The organism is Flavobacteriales bacterium, assembly GCA_020635795.1.
Lineage (GTDB): Bacteria > Bacteroidota > Bacteroidia > Flavobacteriales_E > Vicingaceae > Vicingus.
This window is the reverse complement of the sequence record JACJZD010000001.1, coordinates 100,373-124,951: the sequence shown is the minus strand read 5'-3', so window position 1 is coordinate 124,951 and position 24,579 is coordinate 100,373. Positions and strand designations below refer to the sequence as shown.

At 33.8% G+C, this 24,579-nt stretch carries 13 protein-coding genes; 6 read left to right on the top strand and 7 right to left on the bottom strand.

Translation table 11 applies throughout. From position 1 onward, the window contains the following. Positions 1 to 52: 52 nt before the first annotated feature. Positions 53 to 943 carry a protoheme IX farnesyltransferase gene (gene cyoE, locus H6589_00530; protein MCB9173077.1) on the top strand — a complete coding sequence of 297 codons (891 nt, stop codon included), beginning with the start codon at positions 53 to 55 and terminating at the stop codon, positions 941 to 943. After that, entirely contained in the window at positions 943 to 1,458 is a 516-nt protein-coding gene (locus tag H6589_00525) for a DUF420 domain-containing protein (GenBank protein ID MCB9173076.1), read from the top strand. The genes cyoE and H6589_00525 overlap by 1 nt, the downstream gene beginning before the upstream one ends. Here the strand turns inward: H6589_00525 and H6589_00520 are convergent. After that, the gene (locus H6589_00520; GenBank protein ID MCB9173075.1) at positions 1,455 to 2,393 is read right to left on the bottom strand and encodes a hypothetical protein; all 939 of its coding nucleotides are present in this window, start codon (positions 2,391 to 2,393) and stop codon (positions 1,455 to 1,457) included. The two genes, H6589_00525 and H6589_00520, sit on opposite strands and share 4 nt — an antisense overlap. A gap of 89 nt (positions 2,394 to 2,482) precedes the next feature. Continuing rightward, positions 2,483 to 4,213 (bottom strand): ABC transporter substrate-binding protein, encoded by a 1,731-nt coding sequence (locus tag H6589_00515; GenBank protein MCB9173074.1) that lies wholly within the window; start codon positions 4,211 to 4,213, stop codon positions 2,483 to 2,485. A gap of 262 nt (positions 4,214 to 4,475) precedes the next feature. Between H6589_00515 and H6589_00510 the strand changes: the two genes are divergently transcribed. Then, a complete protein-coding gene (locus H6589_00510; protein MCB9173073.1) occupies positions 4,476 to 7,886 on the top strand; it encodes a hypothetical protein in 3,411 nt (1,136 codons plus the stop codon). On the opposite strand, the gene H6589_00505 is transcribed toward H6589_00510, so the two are convergent. The 3 genes from H6589_00505 to H6589_00495 all read right to left on the bottom strand — a co-directional run bounded on the left by H6589_00505 (position 7,883) and on the right by H6589_00495 (position 20,071). Continuing rightward, positions 7,883 to 8,803 (bottom strand): type IX secretion system membrane protein PorP/SprF, encoded by a 921-nt coding sequence (locus H6589_00505; protein MCB9173072.1) that lies wholly within the window; start codon positions 8,801 to 8,803, stop codon positions 7,883 to 7,885. The two genes, H6589_00510 and H6589_00505, sit on opposite strands and share 4 nt — an antisense overlap. A 19-nt stretch (positions 8,804 to 8,822) precedes the next feature. Further along, complete coding sequence (locus H6589_00500) at positions 8,823 to 19,172, bottom strand: gliding motility-associated C-terminal domain-containing protein (protein MCB9173071.1); 10,350 nt, start codon at positions 19,170 to 19,172, stop codon at positions 8,823 to 8,825. Positions 19,173 to 19,306: 134 nt separating this feature from the next. Next, positions 19,307 to 20,071 carry an alpha/beta fold hydrolase gene (locus tag H6589_00495; protein MCB9173070.1) on the bottom strand — a complete coding sequence of 255 codons (765 nt, stop codon included), beginning with the start codon at positions 20,069 to 20,071 and terminating at the stop codon, positions 19,307 to 19,309. Between the two features lie 78 nt (positions 20,072 to 20,149). Between H6589_00495 and H6589_00490 the strand changes: the two genes are divergently transcribed. Both H6589_00490 and H6589_00485 read left to right on the top strand, forming a co-directional pair. Next, entirely contained in the window at positions 20,150 to 20,659 is a 510-nt protein-coding gene (locus H6589_00490) for a biotin/lipoyl-binding protein (protein MCB9173069.1), read from the top strand. Between the two features lie 15 nt (positions 20,660 to 20,674). Further along, positions 20,675 to 21,490: a hypothetical protein gene (locus H6589_00485; GenBank protein ID MCB9173068.1), complete on the top strand. Its 816-nt coding sequence runs from the start codon at positions 20,675 to 20,677 to the stop codon at positions 21,488 to 21,490. Between the two features lie 128 nt (positions 21,491 to 21,618). Here the strand turns inward: H6589_00485 and H6589_00480 are convergent, their stop codons facing one another. Then, positions 21,619 to 21,921, bottom strand: coding sequence for a GIY-YIG nuclease family protein (locus tag H6589_00480; protein MCB9173067.1), 303 nt, complete (start codon positions 21,919 to 21,921; stop codon positions 21,619 to 21,621). 73 nt (positions 21,922 to 21,994) lie between these two features. Beyond that, complete coding sequence (locus tag H6589_00475; GenBank protein MCB9173066.1) at positions 21,995 to 23,218, bottom strand: DUF1343 domain-containing protein; 1,224 nt, start codon at positions 23,216 to 23,218, stop codon at positions 21,995 to 21,997. Between the two features lie 94 nt (positions 23,219 to 23,312). On the opposite strand from H6589_00475, the gene H6589_00470 reads away from it, so the two are divergent. Then, a complete protein-coding gene (locus H6589_00470; protein MCB9173065.1) occupies positions 23,313 to 24,509 on the top strand; it encodes an ABC transporter permease in 1,197 nt (398 codons plus the stop codon). Positions 24,510 to 24,579: the final 70 nt, after the last annotated feature.

The following is a 24,579-nucleotide window of genomic DNA, read 5'->3' as shown; positions in this document are numbered from 1 at the left end:
TTTTAAATGTATTCCTTTTCTTTGTAGCTATGTTAAAAAACATAAATTAATCATGTCAATAACTAAAGCAGAAAATATTACTACAATTGGTTTTTTAGAAAAACTAAAAAGCTATGCTGCTTTATTTAAGTTAAAGATTACTGTATTCGTAGTAATTTCAGCCATTTTTGGTTACTTTATAGGAGCTACCGAATTTTCTTTTGTTTCTGTTTTATTACTTACTGTAGGTGGATTGTTTATCACTTCTTCAGCCAATGCTTTTAATCAAATTATTGAACGCAACCACGACTTGTTGATGGAACGAACCAAAAACAGACCATTACCTCAACAAAAACTATCTGTAAACGAAACCTTAATTGTTTCTTTTTTGCTTGGTATTTCGGGTGTTTTAATTCTTGGATTGCTCTTAAACCCTTTAAGTGGAATTTTAGGTTTACTAGCAATTTTTATGTATGTAGCTGTTTACACTCCATTAAAAAGAGTTTCTACCTTTGGTGTTTTTGTGGGAGCTTTTCCAGGAGCTTTTCCTCCAATGTTGGGCTGGGTTGCTGCAACAGGAAGTTTTAGTTTAGAGGCTGGAATTTTATTTTTCATCCAATTTGTATGGCAATTCCCTCATTTTTGGGCTATTGCTTGGCGACTACATAAAGATTACAATCAGGCAGGCTTTAAAATGTTACCTTTTAATGCTAAAAACCGAACAAGTGCTGTAATTATACTTCTAAGTTCTATTGCCTTATTTACAAGCAGTTTTCTTCCTGAATTTTTTGGAATAGCTGGTAGAATTGCTACAATTGGGTTATTTGTTTTGTCATTTTTAATGGTAATACCTAGTATTAAACTAGCACAAACTTTAGATGACAAATATGCTTTAAGAATAATGCTACTATCTTACCTTTACCTGATTTTCTCATTGTTTTTTATTTTGATTGATAAAGCTTAATGAAGTCTAGCAATCCTTACAAATCACTCATTGTCTTTCTTTCAATTGTAATACCCATTGCTGTTGCTATATTGTATGTTTTACCTAAAACAGAAACCACACTATTTTCGTTCCTTCCGCTATTAAACGCCTGTATTAATGGCACAACTTTTTTTGTGTTGTGTTTTGCATTAATAGCCATAAAAAAGAAAAATATTGTGTTACACAAAAAATTGATGTGGTCGGCATTGGTTTTGTCAACCTTATTCTTGTTGTCATACGTGTTATATCATGCAACAACACCATCAACCTCTTTTGGTGGAGAAGGAGTTTTAAAAACAATTTACTTGTTTATTCTACTGACCCACATCTCACTCTCTGCTGTTGTGGTGCCATTAGTCTTAATTACTTTTTCGAGAGCATTGGCAGAGAAATTTGACAAGCATAAAAAAATTGCTAGAATAACCTTGCCTATTTGGCTTTATGTAACCTTAACTGGAGTATTGGTTTATATCTTAATATCTCCTTACTACTAATGGTTTTCTAATGTTAAGGAAGTAGTCTCTCCATTATAAAATGTATATTGGTACTGAATAATTTGAACAAATTCAGTTTCTACTTCCTGAATTAGCTGAGCTGTTAACAACATTGTTTTTTTGTCATACAAATACTGTTTAGAGGTTTTATATTTATCGTTGAGATAGACTTTTATTTCTAATATATTATCTAAATCATCATAAATATAAACTTCTTTTATTTTTTCGTTTAGGTTTAAGTTCTGTATGCTAACCACATTACTTATCCTTCCTTTTTCATCATACTCATAAGTTATTTTTGATTTTTTATTCCCTATAATGTACTTGGAATATTCTTCAATCAAATTACCTAACTCATTGTAATAATAAAATTCTTCTTTATACACTTTATTATAACTGTTGTAATACATCTTTTTTAGTTGAGTATCACTTAATCTTTCGTAAGAAAAGCTGTCTGTATTTATTACATATTGATTTCGAATGTAGAAATCCCCTTTGTAATCACACATATTTTCATCTCTACAATAGGTTTGATTAACAACATTATTAATCTCATCATACCTATAATGATAAGAGAAATAACCATAACTATCACTTTTCCTAACATAATCTAACCTATTATTGTTGCTATAATGATAGGTTATAATATTGGTGTCTTTTTTGTTTCCTTGAGCTAGAAACGTAGCAATTTGCTTTATTAATAACCCCTCTTTATTAAACTCGTAATAAAAATCGAGTCCCTTAGTTCTAATAATGTCTCGCACCTTTTTACTTGACCGAGAACCTGTAATGGATTTAACCTTGTTATTACTTATAAACTTAGCATTAAAAAATGGCTCGTCAGTAAATAATGGTCTATTGATTTCTAATATTTGAGCATCAGCAATATTTGCTGTTAAACACAGGAGGAAAACTATATTTACAAATCGAATCACTAACTTATATTATGTTTTACAAAGAAATACAAATAAAAAAGCATCAATCAATTGACTGATGCTTTTTTATTAACGTACAAACGTTTATATTAATCCTTATCAAAATAAACTTCTGTCATATCTCTATATTCCATAGCATTAGACGGGAAGTTTTTAACATAAACTTGAATTAAACGAGTATTCTCATCGTAAAAAATTGGTAAAGTAGCTGCATCATCAACAGCAATCTGATCTGCTTGTCTAAACAATTCATATCTTTTTGCTTCATCAATCTCTCTTAGAGCCTCATTAAATTTAGTGTCAAAAGCAGCACTTTGGTATCTAACAGAGTTAATAAAAGATTTTGTAGAAATATCAGCAGGAACATGTCCGCCATACAATAAATTTAAGAAATTCTCAGGATCTGGATAATCTGCAATCCAAGCAGAACGCCAAAACAATGCCTTTCCTGTTTCTAAATTTTCTAAATGCTGAGGAAATTGTAATTGTTCAATTTTGATTTTAACACCTAAATTTTCAGCAAGCATTTTTTGTACAACTTCAGCAATTTGAACATTTCTATCACCTCCACCTGAATTTATTTGAAGTGTTATTTCTGGGAAACCTTTACCTCCTGGGTAACCTGCTTTCTTCAAATGTTCTCTTGCTTTTTCTGGATCACAAACGTATCCTTTTACGTTTTCATAATCATATCCTTTAAACGGAGGAACAATACCGTTTACCCCTGCTCTACCTTCACCTTGCAACGTATAAGTAACGATATCATTTTTGTTCACAGCATAGTTAAATGCTTTACGAACATCAATATTGTCAAAAGGAGGTAGTTTAGTTTGCATACCTAAATACACAACACTCATAGCTGGAACAACTTGCATAATGTATGGTTTGTTTCCACCTTTTTTAGCATCTTCTAATTCTCCCACTACATCTTTTATCATTTCTAAAGGCAAACGATAAACCATATCAAGGTTTCCTTTTTTAAACTCTAAAAGCTCAGCTTTTTTCTCTTTTACAAATGAAAATTTAATACCATCTAAATAAGGCAATTTATTACCATATTGATCTACACCCCAATAGTTTGGATTGTTTTCAAGAATAACAGTTTCAGATTCTTTAATAGTTTTTACCTTGAATGGACCTGTACCAACACAATTAATTCTCATATCAATACCATACATATCATAGGCTTCTTTAGGATAAACCCAACAAGCTGAGTGACTAACTATTTTTAAAAATCCTGCAAAAGGATAGCTCAAGTTTATTTGAATTGTGTAATCATCAATTACTTTAACACCCTCAACTCCACCTGCTAGAGGTTTTTTATCAATAGTTGATTGAAAATATTCTGGAGCGCCTTTAACTTTATCCTTAAACAACCAATACATTTGATTTTCAGGAGTACTTTCACAAACTTTATCTAAACAATACTTTACATCGCTAGCTTTTAACTCTCTACCTTTTCCATCTTTAAAACACTGATTATCATGAAACATCACTCCTTTTCTTAAGTAAAAGGTAAATGAAGTAGCGTCTTCATTAATTTCCCATTTTTCAGCTAATGAAGGCATAACACTCAAATCTTCCTGATTCAATTTTACTAAACCCTGATAAACTTGATTAGTAATTCTATGAGCTACAACTTCAGTAACGTTTAAAGGATATAAACTTCTAAAATCTTCTGTTTCGTTAATTTTAAAAACACCACCATATTTAACACCACCTTGAGCAACCTTAGTGCTATTTTTATCTTTATTGTCATTACCACCACAACCAACAAAGATTAGCGATGTAGCAATCATTAAATAGATTAATTTTTTCATAGTAATTGTTTAAACTTTAAAAAACGATATTACAAATATAAATATTACATTATAATATCCTAAATAATTAGCTAAAGTATTCATTTTTTTAGATGAATTTCGTTATCTTATTTGATAATTTTTAATAATTAACAGATGAGTATTCGTGTATTGTCAAAAATATTTCAACAAGTATTTTAATATCTTTACCTTTTTTGCGTTTTTGAACTTAAAAATATTGCGCTTTTTACTCATAATATTTGTTTTACTTTTCTCTTATCAATTGGGATTTACCCAAAAAATAAGCAACCACCGAGTACAACTGTTTTTAGTAACAAATGATACTTTAAAAATCGACCAACAATCCATCGTTCCATTTTCAGAAATTGTTTACAAAAACAATATATTGTTAGACGCTAAACTTTACGAAATAGACTACACCTCTTCATTATTTATAATAAAGGATAAAAGCTTACTCGGCAATCAACTTAAAATAATTTATAAGGTTTTACCTATTTCGTTTAGTGAATCATTTGAACACAAAAAAATCAACGTAATTGAAAATAAGGATTCTATTATTATGAATCCTTTCCTATTTGAATACACACCAGTTAAAGATGATATTTTTTATTTGAATGGATTAAATAAATCAGGGAGTATATCGAGAGGAGCAACTTTTGGAAATAATCAAGATTTGGCTGTAAATTCAAGTTTAAACTTGCAACTTTCTGGTAAAATAAGTGAAAATGTAAATATACTAGCTTCCATTTCTGACGACAACATTCCCATCCAAGCGGAAGGAAATACCCAGCAACTTCAAGATTTTGACAAAGTTTTTATTCAACTTTATGATGATAATTGGAAGTTAACTGCTGGTGATTTTTTTGTTCGTCAACCAAAAAGTTATTTCTTAAATGTAAATAAAAAAGCTCAAGGGGGTAGTTTCGAAATAACATTGAATCCAAGTAAAAAAAATGAATTCAGAACCATTACACCATTTGTTAGTGCAGCGGTATCAAAAGGTAAATATGCTCGACAATCTATTAATGGAGTCGAGGGTAATCAGGGTCCATACAGATTAAAAGGAAACGAAAATGAAACCTATATTATAGTACTTTCTGGTACTGAGAAAATTTATGTAGATGGTAAACTGTTGAAACGAGGTACTGAAAACGACTATGTAATTGATTACAACACTGCCGAATTAACTTTTACCTCTAATTTTTTGATTACAAAAGACTCTAGAATTATTGCCGAATTTGATTATTCAGAACGAAATTATTCCCGTACCATGTTGAATTTTGGAACAGAATATGATAGTAAAAAGCTGAAGTTAACCTTTAACTATTTTTCTGAACAAGACTTAAAAGATCAACCACTTCTCCAGGATTTAAGTGACCCTCAAAAAAAATTATTATCAGATATTGGCGATAGTTTAGATTTAGCTGTTGTGCCAAACATCACCTTAACTGGATTTAAAGAAAACTTAGTGCTTTATAAAATGATAGATACTTTAGGTTATGACTCTGTATTTGTTTATTCAACTGACCCCGATAGTGCTATTTACCAATTAGGTTTTTCGTTGGTTGGTCAAAACAATGGTAATTATGTATTAATTCAAAGCTCGGCAAACGGCAGAGTGTATCAATGGGTAGAACCAATTGGTGGTATTCCTCAAGGAAATTATGAGCCTGTTGTTTTGTTAATTACTCCTAAAAAAATAGAAATGACTGTTTTTGGTGGTGAATACATTTTTTCTGAGTTTTCTAAAATTAGTTGGGAGGGCGCTGTATCTAATAATGATATTAATACTTTTTCATCGAAAGACAGCAAAGACAATATTGGCTATGCCATGAAAATGAAAAGTGACAACATTATTCCCTTATCATCAGAAAAAGAGAGCTGGAGACTTAATGTTGGTGCTGGATATGAATTTATTGACCAATATTTTAAAGGAATTGGCCCGTTTAGAAATATTGAATTTCAAAGAGATTGGAATATTTCGGCAATTAAATTTAGTTCCGACCAACATGCCATTAGTTCATATGTAGGAATTGAGAAATCTAAATTATTAGATGTGAAGTATTTTGTAAATTACTTAGATAACATCAATGAATATCGTGGTATTAAAAATGGGATTTCTACATCAGTAAGTCATAAAGGATTTAAACTTTTAAGCAATTCGAGCTATTTAAAAACAGAAGGAATAAACAATACCGAGTTTATTAGAAACAAAGCTACCTTAACAAAAGATATTAGTTGGTTTGTTCTTGGTGTGGAACAAGAAATAGAACAGAATAAATTTTTTGCGCAAAATTCAGATACTTTATTAGGTAACAGTTTCAGGTTTAATATTTGGAAGGGTTTTGTTCACAACACTGACACCACCATTAATAAATTTTTAATTAGCTACAAACAACGAACTGATGATGCTGCAAACATTACATTATTTAAACAAACTACAAAAGCTGAAGATATCGAAGCATCTTACGCTTTATTAAAAAATCAAAATCACATTTTAAGAAGTAGTGTTATTTACAGAAAACTCTATATCACTGAACCAACTTTAACGACCAATAAACCTGATGAAAATATATTATCTAGAGTTGAATATTCTGCTCGATTTCTAAAAAGTGCTATTACCTCAAATACGTTTTATCAAATTGGTTCTGGTTTAGAAGTAAAAAAAGAGTTTTCGTTTGTAGAAGTTCAACCTGGACAAGGAACACATACTTATTTGGGTGATTTAAATAACAATGGAGCAAGCGATTTAAATGAATTTGAAGTTGCCGTTTTTAAAGACCAAGCTAACTTTATTAAAATATTTACCCCTACCAATGAGTTTGTTAGAACTTATACCAATGAATTTAATCAAGGAGTGTTCTTAAACCCAGAAACACAATGGGGAGCAAAAGATGGTTTTAAAAAATTTATATCACGATTTGCTAACAGAACAAATTACAGAGTAAACCGAAAAACCTTGAACAAAAAAGAATATTTCAACCCTTTTGTTTACAATGTTGCAGACAGTAATTTAGTAACCACTAATCAAGGTTTTTTAAATACTATATTCTTTAACAAGACCAATACCAAATGGAGCATGGATTTTACTTATCAAGAAAATCAAGAAAAATCATTACTTACCAACGGTGTTGAGTCCCGAAAAACAATTATCCGAACAGGTAAAATAAGATGGAACATTTCAAGAGTTTTTACCATTCAAAACATACTTTCAAACGGAATAAAATCAAATAAATCGCAATTTTTTACCAATCAAAATTATTACTTGACTAATTATGAAGCAGAGCCTAAGTTAACCTACCAACCTGATGTTAAATTACGAATCAGTTTGTTCTACAACTTTAAGCAAAAACAGAACAATCCAATACATGGAGGAGAACTTTTAAAAGCGCATAAAATTGGAACAGAATTACGGTATAACATTGCCTCTAAAGGAAGTGTAATGTTCAATATCAACTATATTGAAAACATATACAACAACACAACTAACAATACAGTTGTTTCTTATGAAATCCTAGAGGGCTTGTTGGCTGGAAAAAATACGACTTGGGAGGTTATCTACCAACAAAACTTATCGAAACACATGCAGCTAAACTTGAACTACAACGGAAGAAAATCAAACGACACACCAATTATTCATGTTGGTGGAGTTCAAGTTAGAGCGTTCTTTTAATTAATTGAAGGTGTTGATTTTTTGTTTGCAAATTGATAAAAACGAACTCCAACCATTAACTCATGAGTTCCATTGCTATAGTTTCTAAGGTTTGTTGTAGTAAAATCAAACCCATACGCAATAGTAAAATAGTTGTTAATTAAATAACCCATAGAAGCGGTGATAGCATCTTTATCACGATAAGTACCTGCTATCCATATTTTGTCTTGATATATTATTCGAGCGGTTCCTTCAAATTGAACTGGAACAGGTTTAACATATTTTACAAAAACAGAAGGTTCGATAACAAAATCTTCTGCAACTTTAAATTTATAACCTGCGTTAAAGAAAAAGTGACTTGGCAAAGTTCCTTCAGGGTTTCGTCCATCTTTAAAAAAGTTCACTCTACTGTTTAATAATTGAGGTGCAGAGAATCCAACATAATATTTTTCATGGTATAAATACAAACCAAACCCAGCATCAGGTAAAAGAACAGATTGCACTCCATTTGTAATAATATCATCATCACTCTCACGTAGTGTTATTTTAGAGCCATCTATCATAAATTGAATTACACCAGCAGAAAGCCCCATAGATAATTTCACTTTATCATTTACTTTAATGTGATAGGCATAAGAAGCATTAAATCCTGTTCTTCTTGTTGGTCCAACATTATCAGTAAATATATATCCCCCAAAACCCATTTTTTGGTTTTTTGTTGGCCCGTTTACACTCAGCGTATAAGTTCTAGGTGCGTCAGTTATTCCTTCCCATTGGTAACGATGAGCCGATTTACCTTCAAAGTAAGGTCGTGAACCACCAACTGCTGGATTTATTAAATAATCATTTAAATAATACTGACTAAAATGAGGTAATTGCTGAGCTACAGCAACTCCAACAGCCATGAGCATAAATGATATTATTACTATTTTTTTCATATAGTTTTCTCTATTAATCTTATCTAAGAACAGTTAATGGTCCAGTAAAAGGTTTGGTTTTTCCATCATTTAATTCTATCACAAAGTAATATGTTCCTACAGGTAAATTTTGTCCATTATACGTTCCATTCCAATCGTTTTGGTAATTATCAGATCTAAACAACATTTCTCCCCAACGGTTATAAATTTCAACAATTGCATCAGGATATTGGTCAATATAATCAATAACCCATGTATCATTTTTACCATCTCCATTTGGTGTAATACCATCAGGGAAACGTATTGTTGGAATTACTGTAACTTTTACACTATCTTGAGAAGTACAACCATCTGGTGAAGTTACTGTTACCGTGTATGTTGTTGTAACCATTGGGTTAGCAATTGGATTAGATATTGTTGTATCACTTAATCCCGTTGATGGAGTCCATACATAAGTTCCTCCTCCAGTGGCATTTAATTGTGTACTATTTCCTTCAACAATTGTCACATCAATTCCTGCATTAGCAATTGGTTGTGGATTGTACGTAACACAAATCGTATCAAAATCATTACATACTCCATAAGCAGCAAACACATAACAAACAGTTCCACTCGAAGCAGAATTTACCGTTACATTATTGGTATTAGAAATAACATTCATACTTGGTAATTCTAACCACTGAACACTCACCACCCCTCCTTGAGAAATACCTGATAAGTTTAATGAGTTACCCATACAAACACTTGTATCATTACCAGCAATAGCAACTACTGTATCTAAAGAACCAACATTAACTGTTACTGGAACACTACAATTATTTTGATCAGTAATTGTTACGGTGTAACTTCCAAAACACAAATTAGTTGCTGGATTTGTAGTTTGTCCACTAGGGTTCCAACTATATGTATACGTTCCTGTTCCACCACTAACAACCAATGAAGCTTGTCCATCACAAACACTAGAACAGCTAGCATCTACAACATTTGATGTTGCCGTAATTAAAGTTGGTTCAGTAATAATTACACTGTCAGTTACTGAACATCCATTAGCATCAGTTACACTTACTACGTATGTATTAGGAGAAAGATTAAATATAGAATCTTGTACTCCACCTGGCGCCCAAATCGCAGTATTATACGGAGCCATTCCTCCTGAAGGATGAACTACTGCCCAACCATCGGTTAAACCATTACAAGTCACATTAGATGAATCAATGTTAGCAAGTAAAACTATTGGCTCTACTATTGTATCAATTGAAACTCCGACACAACCTACAGCATCTGTAACACTAACATTATATACATCAGCACATAAGCTGGTTATAGTGCTATCAAATAAATTATTAGGTACGGCGTTCGGCGACCAAACATAAGTATATGGAGCTGTACCACCAGTTGGACTTGACAATAAAACACCATTACAAGAACCATTACACGTAATAGGTGTATTGATAACATTTGGGTCTGGGGCATTTGTATTACTTAATGGGAATGTAAATGTATTTGAGCAACCCGTATTATCCGTAATATCAACTGAATAAATACCCGCACACAAGTTAATTACAGTCCCTGTGTTTTGTCCTGCAATTGGAGCTCCCCATAAAAATGAGTAAGGACCTGTACCACCTGAAGGATTTAATTGAATAGAACCATCACAAACATTACATGCAGGAGTAAATAAGGTTTCATTAGCCAAAATTGCAGTTGGTTCATTCAACACAATGGTATCAGAAGCTGTACAACCACCAGCATCGGTAACTACTACATAGTAAGTTCCAGCACATAAATTTGTTGCCAATTGTCCTGTTTGTCCATCACTCCATAAATAAGTGAACGGAGCATTTCCTCCTAAAGGTGATGCTATTAAAGCTCCATCACATGATGCATTACAAGAAATAGCTGTATTAACTCCGATGGAAACACTCAAAACATTTGGACCTACGATATTTGTTCCGATAGAATCTCTACAATTTGAAGCATCCGTCACAACTGCGGTATAACTTCCTGTGCAAAGATTTGTAGCGACATCATTATTTCCACCTGTAGGATTCCATTGATAAGTAAATGGATTTGATCCCGCTCCAGCAACAACGGTTGCACTACCATCACAAGAATTAAAACAAGATTCTGGAATTACATTAATGATTGATAAATTAAGCCCTGTTGAAGTAATCGATAAAGTGTCAATTGTAATACAACCGATAGCATCAGTAACTGTAACTGTATAGAAATTTGAACACAATCCAATAGCTAACGAATCCGTTTGACCTGTTGGATTCCAAGAGAACGAATATGGAAGATTACCATTAGAAGCAGACGCTAAAGCTGTTCCATCACAAGATCCTGGACAACTTTCTCCTGTTGAAGAAAGGACCACTGTCGGTCCAGTAATACTATTAACAATTACATTGTAGTTATAAATACAACCTATTCCTTGATCAGTAATTTGTAAAGTAATAATTCCGGCACATAAATTTGTTGTTGTCTGTCCTGTTTGTCCATTACCCCATAAATAAGTATATGGACCAACACCTCCAACTGGATTCGCAGTTGCAGACCCATCACATTGACCACATGTAGGACCATTCACGATTGTACTATCATTTAAAGTGTTAGGCTCGTTAACCGTTAATGTATCGTAAGCAGTACAGCCATTTGCGTCAACAACAATAACATTATAAGTTCCCGCAATCAATCCCGTAGCTATAGAGTCAGTTTGAATTGGTGATGTACTCCAAATGAATGTGTAGGGAGCAACACCTCCAACTGGATGGGTAGTTATACTTCCATCATTTTGACCGTTACAATTTGCATCAGTAACTACTGAACTTGTAGATAATACTGAAGGAGTAATTACTGAAATAGTATCAGCTTGCACACAACCTCTATTATCAGTTGTAGTAACCGTATATAAGCCTGCACATAAACTAGTTGCTAAAGAACCATTTTGAATTGGTGCAGAATCCCAAGAATAAGTATATGGTGGTGTTCCACCACTTACAGTTGTTAAAGCTGTTCCATCACAATCACCATTACATGTTGTCGATGTTGATGTCATGGTATTTGTTAACACCGTAGGAGCAGTTAATGTAAAATTATGTACGATAGGGCAGCCATTACCATCTGTAATAGTTACTGAATGATTACCTGCACAAAGAGCTGTGGCTGTTGGTCCACTATCCCCATTACTCCAATTGATTGTATAAGACCCAACACCTCCTGATGGATTTACTGTTGCTGTTCCATCGCAAACTCCATTACAAGATACAGGAGTTGTAGATAAATTAGCAAGTATCTGTGCAGGTTGATCAACTCGAATAGAGTCAACAGAAATACATCCTAAACTATCTTGTACAACTACATTATATAATCCTGCACATAAACTAGTAGCAGTATCATTAGTCTGTAATAAGTTGTCATCCCATTGATAAATAAATGGTGATGTTCCTGCAGTAACCTCTGTCCAAGCCAAGCCATCGCAAAAACCAAAACAAGAAACGCTATCTGCACCACTTAATAATGTCGGTCCATTAGGATTATTTATTAAAACATTAAATGTTTGAGTACAACCTAAACTATTTGTTACATCAACGTTATATGCACCAGGACATATATTATTAACTGTTGGAGTAGTTTGACCCCCAGGTAGCCATAAATAAGTATATGGACCTGATCCAACACCAACATTAATCGTAGCAGAACCATCACAAACGCCACAAGTTGCATCAGTAGTATTAAAATTAGCTGTTAAACTATTACCGCTAAAAATGGTAACATTATCAGTAGCTGAACAACCTTTTGAATCTGTAACTGTAACTGAATAATTTCCAGCAGCCAACCCAGAAATTGTTGGTGTGGTTAACCCATTAGACCATAAATAAGTATAAGGAGCTGTTCCTCCAGCTGGAGTTGCGGTTGCAGAACCATCACTTTGTCCGAAACAAGTTAAATTGTTAGCAACTGCAGATACAGTTAACACATTTGGTTCATTTATCACTACAGTAATTGGTCCTGAACAATTTAAAGCATCAGAAACTGTAACGGTATAAGTACCTGCACATAAACCTGACACCGCATTATTGTTTGGAGCAGGACATGGTCCTGACCAAGAGTAACTATATGGAGGAACTCCTCCATTAGGAACAATGATTGCTGAACCATCATTTCCACCATTACAAGTAACATTTATACTAGAAACTGTAGCTGCCAATACCGAATTCTCTCCAATCACAACAGTTCTCACTGTTCTACAACCATTACCATCTGTAACTCTTACCGTATAAGTACCTGCACATAATCCATTCACACTTGTAGTTGTTTGACCAGTAATTGTTCCTCCTGTCCATAAATATGTATAGTTAGGAGTTCCTGAGGTAACACTAACCGAAGCTGAGCCAGTACAAGAACCATTACATGAAGCATCGGTTGACGTAGTTGTAATTACAGGCCCATTAGGATTACTAATTGGTATCAAGAATGTTTGCATACAGCCATTTCCATCGGTAATTTCTAAAGGATAAGTACCTGCGGCTAATCCAGTAACATTAGGTACTGATAACCCTAAAGAAGTCCAATTATACGTATAACCAGCACCTGAGCCTCCTGTTGGAGCAACAGTTGCTGTTCCATCACTCACTCCACAAGCCGCTGTTGTCGTTGTTTCATTGGCAACAATTAGAGATGGCTCGTTAACTACAGCAACATCAGTAACTGAACAACCATTAACATCTCTTACAGTAACAGTATATGTTCCTGGGGCTAATCCCGAAGCAACCGGAGTTGTTTGAGACAATGGATCACTCCATTGATATGTGTAAGGAGATGTTCCATCTAAAGGCGTTGCTGTAGCAGTACCATCAGTACCACCATTACAATTTACTTCGGTTGCGGTAGTTGTAACAGTTAAAGCATTTGGACTAGTAATGTTAAAATTAACTACTTTGGTACAACCATTAAAATCAGTAATTGTTACACTAACTGCTCCCAAACATAAACCTGAAACAGCAGCTGTTGTTTGACCGTTCACACTATTTCCAGACCATAAATAAGTATAAGGGGCTGTACCTCCTGATGGTGTTACACTTGCTGTACCATCGCAACTACCACTACAAGAAACATTGGTAAAAGTTGAATTTGTTGCTATACTATCTTTCTCGCCTATAACAACAAATGTGTTTAATACACAACCCATTGCATCGGTTACTGTTAAATTTAAAGTGCCAGCGCATTGCCCAGTAATTGTTGAATCTGTTTCAATAGGAATAACATTCCAATCATAAGTATACCCAGGAGTTCCACCAATAGGAATAACATTTGCCGATCCATCACAAGCACCAAAACACGAAGCATCATTAACTGTTGCTGTTACTCCAGATGGTCCTGCAGGGTTACTGACTGCAAACGTGAAATTTTGTTTACAACCATTCAAATCTGTGATTGTATCGGTATAAAAACCTACTCCTAAACCAGTTAAAGAATTAGAAGAAGAACCATTTGACCATGAATGTGTATAAGTTGGAGTACCTCCAGATGGAAACACATCAATCGATCCATCATTAACACCACAATTTGCACCAATAATTACTTCATTTGGAGTTATTAATAAAGGTTCTACAATATTAACAGAGCCCGAAAAGAAGCAGCCTAAAGAATCGGTAACATTAACTGTATAAATACCTGGTGTTAAGTTAGATATAGATTGAGTTGTAGTTGGCACAGGTAAACTACCACCTGTCCAAGAATACGTATAAGGCAAAGTACCACCAACAGGATTAGCAGTAGCTGTTCCATTATTATTTCCATTACAAGTTATGTTTGTACTATCTAAAGTTACTTGTAATAATGCTGGGTTAGTCACAATATAAGTCCCTATTGTTGAACAACCATTTGCATCAGTTATTGTTGCGTTATAAGTGTCCTGACATAAATTAGAAATTGTTGGATTAGTTGGGTTTGAAATTGCTGAACCACCAACAGCAGTCCAAACTATGGTGTAAGGCCCTGTTCCACCTGAAGGAGCTACTGTTGCTGTTCCTGTGCAGTTTCCATTACAAGCTACTGAAGTACCTGAACTGTTTGCTAATAAAGGTTGTTTCGGCGCAATTGTAATGGTTTGATTGGTTGAACAACCATTTGCATCAATTGAAATTGCAGAATAAGTTCCAGCACATAAGTTTGTTATAGTATCTGTTGATTGAGGCGGTACAGTAGACCAACTAGTGGTATGAGGAGCAGTTCCTCCACTAACAATAATACCAGCAGTTGCATTACAAGCATTTGCACAAGTTTCGGGTATATTTAAAGGATTTGAAGCAAAAACAGTAGGTTGAGTAATTTGATAAGTTACTTGTTTACTACAACCAAGAGTATCTGTAATGGTTACTGTATATGAACCAACTGGCAGATTAGATACTGAAGAATTTGTTCCTAAACCGCCACTCCACAAGTAAGTATATCCAGGAGTGCCACCAGTTGGAGCTAATGAAATACTCCCTGTACTATTTCCATTACAATTTACATGAACGACAGTTTCGTTTGGAGTAATAGAATCTGGTTCTATAATACGTAAAGTATCTGTTTGAGAACACAAGTTTGCATCAGTTACAGTAACCCAATATGTTCCTGCGCCTAATCCAGTTTGTGGAGTATTTGACCATGTTAACGTATAAGGAGGAACACCTCCTGTTGGAGCAGCAGATATTGTACCATCATTTGCCCCAAAACAAGTAACATTAGTAAAAGTTCCATTTGGAACTAAAACACTAGGATCAACAGGCATTGTAACAGTTGCATTTGCAGTACAACCAACACTATCAGTAACAATAACTGTATAATTACCAGGACAAAGTCCTACTGCAGTTTGAGTAACTTGAGAAGCTGGGTCATTCCATAAATATGTATAAGGTAAAATACCTCCCGAAGGATTTGCAGTTGCTGTTCCATCGCACAATCCATTACAACTAATTCCAACAGTATCAGTAGCAATATTTATGATGATTGAAGGTAAAATGGTTACTGAATCCATTACAGAACAACCCACTGAATCTGTAACAACTATACAATACGTTCCGGCACATAATCCTGAAGTGGTCGTTTGAGTATTATCTCCATTACACCAAGCATAAGTATAAGTCGAACCAGTTCCTCCTGTTGGGTTAGCAGTACCTACTCCATCGCAAAAAGTTTGGCAACTTGTACTAACCGCTGATGGATTTACTTGAATTTTAGGCGGATTGGTAATTGTTATAGTATCTCTATCTATACAACCAGAAAAATCAGTTACAGTAACAACATATTGTCCAGCTGACAAACCACTAATTGGATTTCCTGCAATTGGAACACCTGCAATAGTAGTCCACGAAATAGTATAACCTGGAGATCCCCCAAATGGTAAAGCTGTTGCTGTCCCGTTGTTTTGATTATTACAAGTAATATTTGTAAAAGATACATTTGCATCTAAAACTGGAGGCTCAATAATTGTAACTGAATCCTGAATGGTACATAGAGAATCATCTGTAATTGTTACAATGTAAACTCCAGCACATAAATTTGTTGCCGTTTGAGTTGTTTGATTTATTGGAGTTGTATTCCAACTGTACACATAAGGAGAAGTTCCTCCTGCTGGATTAGTTGTTGCTGTGCCTGAACAAACCGCATTACAAAGCGGATTAGTTCCTGAACTTACCGTTGTTAATGGTGTTGGTTCATTAATTACAAAATTTATAGGTGTTATACAACCATTTGCATCCCTCACATTAACCGTATGGTTACCAGCACATAAATTAAGTATCGTATTACTAGCACCTACAACATTAACAAAAGGTGCTCCATCCCATGAAACCATATAAGGTGATTGACCTCCTGCTGGGGTAATTGTTGCAGTTCCCTCACAAAGTGCATTACACCTTAAATCTGTAGTTGTAACTGTAGCAGTTAATACTACAGGCTGTGTTATTGTAATATTGTTGCTAACACTACAACCTGTTCCATTATTATCAATAACTGTAACAGTATATACATTAGGGCACAAGCCCCAAATTGTATCTGTTCCTTGACCATTTGGAGGCGCTGGCAACCAATTATAAGTATATCCAGGAGTCCCTCCAGTAACAGTCACCCCACCAGTTCCATCGCATGCTCCATTACAAGTAACATCCGTTTCAGTCATTGTTAACACCATTGGTAGAGGTTCTGAAATCAACACACTATCGGTGTGTGTACATAAATTGGAATCTGTTACAGTAACTGTTACAAACCCTTGACACAAACCAGTTGTAGTTGTTTGAGTATTATCGCCATTATTCCAACTCCAAACATAAGGGGTGGTACCTCCAGATGGGTTAGATGTTGCTACCCCATCACAAACTCCAGGACAGGACATATCTGAAACAAGTGCTGGATTTGAAAGAAGAGGTAATGGTTCTGTAATATCAAAGGTATCTTGAATTTCACAACCTTTGCTATCAGTAACAGTAACTATACATTGTCCAGGACCAATACCTACAATAGAATCGAAAGTTGATGGACCACATGACCAAGAATAAAAGTACGGAAATGTTCCATTAAATGGTGAAGTTATTGCAGTTCCATCATTTGCACCAAAACATTTTACATTGGTGAATGTTGTTGTTGTTAATAGAGTATCAGGCTCAGTAATAACAAACGTAATTACGGTATCACAACCATTAGCGTCTACAATCGAATCGGTATATGTTCCTGCTACTAGATTTAAAATAGTAGATGATTGACCTGGTGTAGTCGTTTCAACAAAACCTGTACTCCAATTGTGCGTATAATTAGGCACACCTCCTATATTTACTGTAACAGTTGCAGAACCATCAGAATAACCTCCACAACTCACATCTATTTGAGATGAGACAATATCAAGCGAATCAGGAGATGAAACGGTAATAGTCGTATCTCCAGGACAATTGTTAACGTCTAAAATATCAACAGTATAACTACCTATACACAAATTAGTAATACCAGGATTGGTTAACACATTTGGAGCAGCATTTGCAGACCATTGATAGGTATAACCGCCATTTCCTCCTGTTGGATTAGCAGTTGCAGATCCATTACAATCACCAAAACATAGAATATCCGTAACCGATACATTTGGATAAATATAATCAGGTTCAGGAACAAAATAATCGAATGTATCAATACAACCAAAACCATCTTGTACTTCTAAAGAATAATTACCGGTACACAAACCTGTTACTGTAGGAAAGGTATCTGTTAATGTAAATGGTGGTATCGGATACCATTGATAAGCAAACTCAGCATATGAAGCTCCCGTAACAATAACATCAATACTACCATCACAAGTGTCTCTACAAGTGGTTTGAATAATATCCTCCAATATTGGAACAATAGACGGATGGCCTTTAACCTCTCCCTGAGGAGCTTTAACGCTAGCATCACAACTGTTACGTACCACAGCAGTATAAATACCTGGGCATAACCCTGTAATAGTAGAAGTAGCATTTGGTCCAGGTATTGGGCAATTAAAACATTCTCCCATATAAACATTAGTGCCAGTCCCAGGCAACCAATCTACCGTAGCGGTTGGGCAAGTAGTTGTAAAAGACACTGTAAGTGTTCCATCACAAACATTTCCACATGACACAGTATCACTATTAACTGTTGCTGAGGTTACCGTGTTTATAACATCTCCACCAACAGTTCCTTTAGCTAAGTCATCCTGCCCTAATGTATATAGTGTTGTCTCAGAAAAATTAAAATCGTTTTTTCTATTTTCTACTATAAAATTTCTATAAGTCAGTATTGTAGATTTTCCACTAATTAATGTTCTCTTAGTATTCGAATTTGAGATAAAATCACCACTTAGCACATCGTTATAATTCAAGTCTAAAACACCAGAAACATGATGAAGTGCAGCATTATGGTTTTGAATTGGACTGGTTAACTTGTATGTTCCATTACCCTCAAAATAAATATCCGATTCCCATACAAACCAACCTAAATGAATAGTTTCGATGTTATTACTTTTAAACCTTAAAGTTGAATGAATTTGATTTTCGAATTTTGAACTTACTAAAACAGAACCATAAATATTGATTTCTGTTTGCTTGTTAGACTTAATCGTAAAGTTTGATTCTAATGCCGAAATGGTTAAATTATGAACAGCAATACTTGAATTAATTGTGATTACACTATTTCTAGATTTGAATGATTTGTTGTCAATAAAAACATTATCAGCAGCAGAAGGGACTAATATTCCGCCTTTTCCACCTGATTGAGTAGCCCAATGCGACGCATCGTTCCAATCTCCACTATTTCCAACCCAGTAAAAATCACCGGCAAAAGTTTGACTAACAACAACTAAAGCTATTGTTAGTGTAAATAAATACTTTTTGAAATTCATTAAATCTAAATTAAATTCAAAATATTGATACCTTACGACAATAATACAAATTATGTTACTAATTTCTTAATATTATTGCAATTATAACCGTTTTTATAAGACGTTTTTTTTGTTCGTTCAGTTGCAAATTGGTTTTAGCTCATTAAAAAAGATTTAACAATTTGAAGAAATTCTGTTGGGTTTTCAGCATGAACCCAATGTCCGCTATTTGAAATTGTTTCTATTTTAGCATCAGAAAATATTTTTTTAATTTCTTCAAAATCTGAATCCAACACATAATTCGATTTTTCGCCACGAACAAAAAGTGTAGGTTTTGAAAAAATGTTGATGTTTTTCAATCCAACTCCCACCATATCAATATTATCATTAATTACTGACAAATTAAATCGCCAAGCCAATTTCCCTGATTCAATCCAATACAAGTTTTTTAACAAAAACTGACGCACAGATATATCGCTAATGTGTTTTGAAAGTTCCATATCTGCCTCTTGCCTAGTTTTAATCACTTCAAAATTTAACGACAACAACCCATCAATAATTTGTCGGTGATGAACTGGGTAAGCCTTTGGAGCAATATCTGCAACAATTAATTTGGACAATGAACTTGGGTAATTCATCGCAAACTGCATGGCTGTTTTTCCGCCCATAGAATGCCCTAAAACAATTGGGTTTACAATGTGATGTTCTTGTATAAACTCATATAAATCTTCAGCCATTACTTCATAACTAAACTCATTGCTATGAGGCGACTGACCATGGTTTCGTTCATCGACCAAATAAACCTCAAAATCTGAACTCAATTCTTTGGCAATACTCATCCAATTATCTAACGAACCAAATAAGCCATGCAAAATAATTAAAGGCGTGCCTTCACCTAGTTTTTTATAATTTAATTTCATTTTGGAATTTTCTTTATGGGTTCAAAGTTCTTCATTTTAGTTTATATCATTATTTTTGATGTGTAATAAAGTTAACTTATGGATACGATAAAGGTAATTGCAGAAAACAAAAAAGAGCATCAAATTGCTTTTGACAAAGAGTTGAAAAGCGGAACTATTGATAACGCTGTATTCAATTGGGATGTGTCGAAAATTAACGAGCGTACTTTTCATGTGATAAAAAACAACAAGTCGTACAATGTAGAATTGTTGAAAGTTAACAAGGAAGAAAAAAACTTTTTTATAAAAGTAAACGGTAAAAAATTCAAGTTTGCAGTTAAAGACAAATACGATGAATTATTAAAAAGCCTTGGAATGGACAATTTAGCCACTACAAAGGTTACCAACCTAAAAGCTCCAATGCCAGGTTTGGTTATTGATATTTCGGTTGAAGTTGGACAAACTGTAGAAAAAGGCGATGCTTTATTGATTTTGGAAGCTATGAAAATGGAAAATGTAATAAAATCGCCAACTGATGGTGTAATAAAAAGTATTGCAGTAAACAAAGGTGATGCGGTTGAAAAAAACCAAGTTTTATTGAATTTTTAAAAATGCCACAGATTTATGAACTCCTATTTTTTTCGTTATTCATTCGTAGTCAGAAATCTGTTTTTTGTATCCTATTTTTTTCTATTTGCTTGTTCTGGCTCCGACACTAAAACAGACAGCACTGAAAAAGCTGACTCTACCAGCAAAGTTATTCCTCCAAAAGTGGTAACTGGTGAAGCTGTTATTATTGAGCCTGTTGCCGATACTGAAATAAAAACGTACACCAAAGATGGTATTACTCTACAGGAGATAAAAGCAGAAGGGTACAACAATGCTACTTTAAAACTTTCTACCAAACAATTTAAAGAAGGCGTTAATGATTTAAGTTTTAACATTGAAAACATAAGCAATTACAACATTGCTATTTTAGAAAACAATTACACTTTAAGTTTTTTCGATACCCCTCACTTTAAAAAAGAATTTTTGTACGGAAACAATGTGTTTTTGGCTTTTTTAACCGACCAAAACAAACTGAGTGTAAAAAAGAACAAGGCTCATTTGCTAAAAAATGTAATTATTGGCGACATGGACCCTTTGTTCAACATGAACCAACCACACTTGTTTTATTACTTACCACAACCTGAAACCAGCACCCCAATTTTAGATTTTTATTTGGTAAACACTGCTATTTCTGCTACCGAAAACAAACTAAAAGTAACCATAAATAACACTGAATTTATTATAGATAAATGGGCAGCTTACACCATTAAAGGTTTAACTAAAACCACCAATACCATACGTTTACAATTAGTGGATAAAAACGGGAATACTATTGATGGTCCGTTTAACGATTCTGGTGACAGGAGTTTTGTAGTGAAAGCTAATTCTTAATTTTTTACATCGACTAAATTAGATTCCTGCTTTCGCATGAATGACGAGTAAATGTAAAATGGTAGATGGAAGCTGAATAGCACGTCATTCCTGTGGAGTGCAACGGAAATAGGAATCTCTTTTAAAATCTATCGGAAATCTTGAACGGTATCAAACAAATCAATTAACTCAGGATTAAATTCTTTAATCAGTTTATCTTTCCACTCTCGTTTCCACTTTTTCAAATTTTTTTCTTTTTCAATGGCTCCTTCAATTGTTTCATGAAATTCGTAATATAATAAATCAACACATTTATATTTTGAAGTAAAAAATGAGCCTTTTAACTCTTTATGTTCGAACATTCTATTGCACAAATCAGCAGTAACACCAATGTATAAAACTGCTCTTGATTTATTTGAAACAATATAAATATAACCACCTTTTCCAGTCATATTCAAAGGTAATAATAAAGAGATTCCTGCCTACGCAGGAATGACGGAAAAATTTAGAATGACGAGTAAAAAACTACTCAAAATCCTGATACAACAAGTATTTTTTACGTTTGGTTTTAAACTCCAACAAACCCTTTTGCCAAGTGGCTTTTATTTCTTCTTCGGTTTCTCCTTGTTTTATTTGCTCTTGTAGCTTTGCATTACCAGCCAAGGTGTTAAAGAACTTTTCAAAAAAATGTTCTTTATCGGGGTACTGGTTATAAAAGCTTATCAAATACGATAAGTCTAACTCCTTTTTTACACTAACGGCACTCAAATCTAATCCATTACAGGTTTCTCCTTTTAGTAAAGGTTCTTTGGCTCCTTCCATGCTTTTTGGTACAAACATAAAGTCCGATTTTAATTTGGGGTTACCAATCCACTGAAAAGGTTTTTCAGTTCCTCGCCCCACACTTATAGGTGTACCTTCGAACAAACATAACGATGGGTACAATAATATAGCTTGCATATTTGCCAAATTCGGTGATGGTTTTATTGGTAATTCATATTCGGTTTGGTGAGTATAATTTTGCATTTTAATTACTTCCAAATCGCATTTTACACCATTCGCCAACCAATTTTCATTGTTAATCATTTGAGCATACTCACCTACTGTCATACCATGCACAATGGGCACTTGGTGCATACCCACAAACGATTTAAAATCGTTTTCTAAAATAGGTCCATCAACATAATTTCCATTGGGGTTTGGTCGGTCTAACACCACAAATTTGATGTTGTTTTCGGCACAAGCTTCCATTACATAATGCATAGTAGAAATGTAGGTGTAAAATCGAGCCCCAACATCTTGAATATCAAAAACAATTACATCCAACCCTTTTACTTGTTCGGGATAAGGTTTTTTGTTTTTTCCGTAAAGCGAAACAATGGGTAATTTGGTTTTCGAATCAATGTTCGAGCTAACTTTTTCTCCCGCATCAGCTTTACCTCTAAAACCATGCTCAGGGCTAAATACTTTTTTAAGGTTGATTTTTAAAGTCAATAATGAATCTACCAAATGAACATCATTAATCATAGAGGTATGATTAGCCACCACGCCAACCTTTTTGTTTAGCAACAAAGGCAAATACAAATTGGTTTGTTCCGCTCCGACAATCACTTTTGTTTGTTCAACTTTTGCTACATTGTCTGTTTTTTCCAGCACTGGTTTTTCCGACGAAGGCAAATCGCCTTGTCCGGAACAACAAACACTAAACATGGAAACAAAGAGAATAAAACTTACTAGTTTAAAAGGCATCTGATACAAATTACTATTTTTGTTAAGGTTTGATAAAAGCTCTGTTACAAAAGTAAGTATTTTGAATCTCGAATATTTCATATCAAAAAATATAATGAGAGGCGACAGTAAATCGAAAAAATTTACTCAACCTATTATTAAAATTTCCATTGCAGCCATTGCTCTGGGGCTAACAGTTATGATTGTTTCGTTGAGTATTGTTGCAGGGTTTCAGCGTGAAATTAGAAACAAAGTAATTGGTTTTGGAGGGCACATTCAAATTTCGAAATACGATTCCCAAAACACTTACGAAGCTACTCCAATTGATAAATACCAAGTATTTTACCCAAGTTTAGATACGGTTGATGGAATAAAACACATCCAAATTTTTGCTACAAAAGCAGGAATAATAAAAACCAATGAAGACATTTATGGCGTTATTGTTAAAGGGATTGGTGATGATTTCGATTGGAGTTTTTTTAATGATAAACTTAAAGAAGGTAGTCCGATTATTATTGACACCTTAAATCCGACTAACGACATTTTAATTTCGCAAACCATTGCCAATAAAATGAACATTAAGTTGAACGACAAAATGTTTTTGTATTTTATTCAGTCGGATGGGCAATTACGCCCAAAAGATTTCAAAGTAAAAGGTATTTACCAGTCTGGATTAGAACAATTCGACAATTTATTTGTGATTACAGATATTTCTCACATTCAAAAAAGAAACAATTGGAGTAGCAACTTAATTGGTGGTTTTGAAGTGATTATTGATAAATATTCCGATTTAGAACGACTAGATCAATTTGTTTACGATAATATTGGTTACGATTTGCACTCCGTTACCATAGTAGATAAAAACCCAGATATTTTTAATTGGTTAGAATTACAAGATATTAACGTGATTATTATTATTATTCTAATGGTTTTAGTTGCAGTTATTAACATAATATCTGCTTTATTAATTTTGATTTTGGAACGCACCAACATGATTGGAATTTTAAAAGCTTTGGGTATGCCCAATTGGAATGTGCGTAAAATATTTTTATACAATGCCCTAAACCTTATTGTTAAAGGTTTAATCATCGGGAATATAGTTGGTATAGGTTTGTGCTTACTTCAATTAAAATTCGGCTTCATCAAACTCCCCGAAGAATCTTATTATGTATCAGAAGTTCCTATTAAGTTGAGTCTTAATTCAATTCTTGTTTTAAACATTGGGACATTAATCGTTTGTTTTTTGATGTTGATTTTGCCTTCTTATGTTATCACAAAAATTTCTCCTGTTAAAGCCATTCGATTCGATTAAATAAAAGCTATTTATTACTTTTGTGAAAAGTTTATTCGTTTAGAAATGTAAGAGGTTAAAAACAAAACTT